Here is a 2,980-nt window from a genome sequence, read left to right as displayed (position 1 = left end):
CGGCAGCCGGCACAGCCTGTACAAGTGGATCGAGGAATGAAAAAAGCCCGCTACGTTTTGTGTAGCAGGCTTTTCAGCATTGATGCGGTGTTATTGGTGGGTCGTGCAGGATTCGAACCTGCGACCAACGGATTAAAAGTCCGCTGCTCTACCGGCTGAGCTAACGACCCATGTCTTCGGTGACTGAACTCGCGTCGGCGAAGCCTGCCATTGTAGCGCCAAATCAGGCGCCATCCGCTCGATGGGCCAGGCGCTGCAGCACCCAGCCCGCAGCGCAGAGGCCGAAGGTCGCCGTCACCGCCACCGTGGAGCCGTAGCCATGGCAGTTCAGGGAACCATCCGCTGCATCGATGGCGCAGGACGCATGGGGCGGCGCCACGGCCTCGCGGCTGAAGACGCAAGCCACCCCGATGCGCCGGCCGTCGCGCGCCGCACTGTGCTCGCGGCGCAACCGGTAGCGCAGCTGCGCCAGCAGGGGGTCGTGCGTCGCGTGGGCCAGGTCATCGATCTCGACCCGGTGCGCCAGCTGCTTGCCGCCCGCGGCGCCCACGGTGATGAAAAGGCGCCTGCGCGACTGCAGCGCCCATGCCGCCATGGCGGTCTTGGCGCGCACTTGGTCGCAGGCATCGACCACGGCGTCCACACCCTCGGGCAGCACGCCCGGCCAATTGTCCTGGTCCACGAAGTCTTCCACGCTTTGCACGTGGCAGTCGGGGTGGATCTGCGCGATGCGCTCCGCCATGGCCTGGACCTTGGCCTGGCCGAGCGTCGGCGTGAGTGCATGGACCTGCCGGTTGACGTTCGACTCCGCGACGTGATCAAGGTCGATCAGCGTGAGGCGCCCTACCCCGCTGCGCGCCAGCGCTTCGGCAGCCCACGAGCCGACCCCGCCGATGCCCACCACGGCCACGTGCGCTGCGCGGATGCCCTGGGCACCGCCCACCCCATACAGCCGCGCCAGGCCGCCGAAGCGGCGCTCGGCGTCCGCCTCCGGGGCGTGGGCGACCCGGCCGGCCGCCGCGTGGGCCATCACTTCAGGCGCGCCAGGCGCTCCTTGGCTGCAGCAGCGGCCTCGGAATCGGGATAGGCGCGGATCAGGTCCTCGAGCGTCTTGCGCGCGGCGCGCGTGTCCTTGAGCTCGACCTGACAGTTGGCGATCGACAGCGCCGCCTCGGGAGCACGCGCATGCTCGGGCGCGGCCGACAGCAGCGCCTTGAAATTGTTGATCGCCTGGGCGTAGTCGCGCGTCGCATACTGGGCATTGCCCAGCCAGAAGCGCGCCGAGGGCACGTAGCCGGACTGTGGGTACTGGCGCAGGAAGGCCCCGAAGGCCGTGGCCGACTCGGCGAACTTGCCCGCGCGGAAGGACGCCAGGGCCGCCTCGTAGTCGCGCTTCTCGGCCGGGTCGGCGCTGAATTCGCGCCCGTCCACGCTCACGGTGGTGGGCTCGAACTGCCGCAATCGCTCGTCCATGCCCTGGGCCATGTCCTTTTGCTTGCGCTGCAGCTCGGCCACGTCGCGCAGCAGCTGCTCGTTCTGGCCGCGCAGCAGCGCCTGTTCGGTGCGCAGCGCCTCGATCTGCGCCTGCAGGTCGAGCAGGCTGCGGCGCAGCTGCGAGAGCTCGCCGCCCGAGCGCTCACCCGCGCGCTGGCTCGACTGCTGCAAGGCATCGACGCGCTCGCGCAGTTCGAGGATCGCGCGGCGCGCCTCGCCGTCCTCGAACAATGCATGGCTGGGTTGCGACCAGCCCAACGCCGCAACGCACACCGCTGCCAGGGCAACGGTGCGCGCAGCGGCTCCGCGGGGGATGCGAAGCGCAGACATCAACGGTAGGACAGTTCAGCGCGGCGGTTCTGGGCGTGGGCGTCCTCACTGTAGCCGACGGCAGCGGGCTTTTCCTTGCCGAAGCTCACGGCCTCCATCTGCGACTCGGGCACGCCCAGCAACGCCAGCGAGCGGCGCACGGCCTCGGCGCGCTTCTGGCCCAGGGCCAGGTTGTACTCACGGCCACCGCGCTCGTCCGTGTGGCCCTCGATCATGACCCGGCGCGCGGGCGCGCTCTTGAGGTAGCGCGCGTGGGCGTCGAGCATGGACTGGAACTCCGGCTTGACGACGAAGCTGTCGAAGTCGAAGTAAATGATGCGGGCCACGCCCACCGGCCCCTCTCCCTCGCGGCCCGACTGGGTCAGGTCCACCGGAGCGACGCCGCTTTGGCCCGCGCCGCCGGCGTTGGCACCCGCGCCCGGGGCCACCGGCGTGGCGCCGCGGTCCTCCACCGGGGTCTCGTCGAGCTTGACGCCGGAGCTGCAGCCGGCCACCAGCGCGGCGATGGCAAAGGCGGCGCTGATGCGCTTGAGGGGGAAATGGATCATGAGGTCTCTCCTGAGGAACTGTTGTAGTTGAAGGTAAGAAAAAACTTCACTGCTTCTGGTATGGACCCCAATCGGGCTCGCGGATGTCACCGCTCTGCCCGGCCAGGCGGGCCTTGATTGTAGTTGAAGGTAAGAAAAAACTTCACTGCTTCTGGTATGGACCCCAATCGGGCTCGCGGATGTCACCGCTCTGCCCGGCCAGGCGGGCCTTGATTTTGCCGTCCAGGGTGGTGGTCATGAGCGCGTCGCGGCCCTGCTGCTGGGTGGCGTAGACGATCAAGCGGCTGTTGGGCGCAAAGCTCGGGCTCTCATCGGCCACCGTATCGGTGATCGCCGCCACGGTGCCGGCCTTCAGATCCATGACGTGGAGTTTGTAGCCGCTTCCGACGCGCGAGATGTAGGCCAACCACTGGCCGTCCGGGCTGATTGCGGGCGAGATGTTGTAGGAGCCCTGGAAGGTCACGCGCTCCGCGCCGCCGCCGCTGGTGCTGACGCGGTAGATCTGCGGCGAGCCGCCGCGGTCGCTCACGAAGTAGATGCTGCGGCCGTCGCTGGAGAAGGCGGGCTCGGTGTCGATGCCGCTGCTTTGCATCAGGCGGCGCGGTTCG

At 68.6% G+C, this 2,980-nt stretch carries 3 protein-coding genes, 1 tRNA gene and 1 pseudogene; all 5 read right to left on the bottom strand.

Going from position 1 to position 2,980, the window contains the following annotated elements:
- Window positions 1-94: 94 nt before the first annotated feature.
- Window positions 95-170: transfer RNA gene (locus A612_RS07855), tRNA-Lys, on the bottom strand.
- 53 nt (window positions 171-223) lie between these two features.
- Window positions 224-1,030 (bottom strand): tRNA threonylcarbamoyladenosine dehydratase, encoded by an 807-nt coding sequence (locus tag A612_RS07850; protein WP_019373955.1) that lies wholly within the window; start codon window positions 1,028-1,030, stop codon window positions 224-226.
- Window positions 1,030-1,824: a tol-pal system protein YbgF gene (gene ybgF, locus A612_RS07845; protein WP_081501141.1), complete on the bottom strand. Its 795-nt coding sequence runs from the start codon at window positions 1,822-1,824 to the stop codon at window positions 1,030-1,032. The genes A612_RS07850 and ybgF overlap by 1 nt, the downstream gene beginning before the upstream one ends.
- Window positions 1,824-2,372, bottom strand: a complete 549-nt coding sequence (pal, locus tag A612_RS07840; protein ID WP_019373953.1) for a peptidoglycan-associated lipoprotein Pal — start codon at window positions 2,370-2,372, stop codon at window positions 1,824-1,826. Before pal ends, ybgF begins: the two co-directional genes overlap by 1 nt.
- Before the next feature lie 142 nt (window positions 2,373-2,514).
- A pseudogene (locus tag A612_RS07835) lies at window positions 2,515-2,980 on the bottom strand (DPP IV N-terminal domain-containing protein); the annotation flags it as partial.

Source organism: Melaminivora alkalimesophila (assembly GCF_000282995.1).
GTDB classification, from domain to species: Bacteria; Pseudomonadota; Gammaproteobacteria; order Burkholderiales; family Burkholderiaceae_C; genus Melaminivora; species Melaminivora alkalimesophila.
Note: the sequence above shows the minus strand (reverse complement) of the source record. Positions and strands in the feature narration are given on the sequence as shown.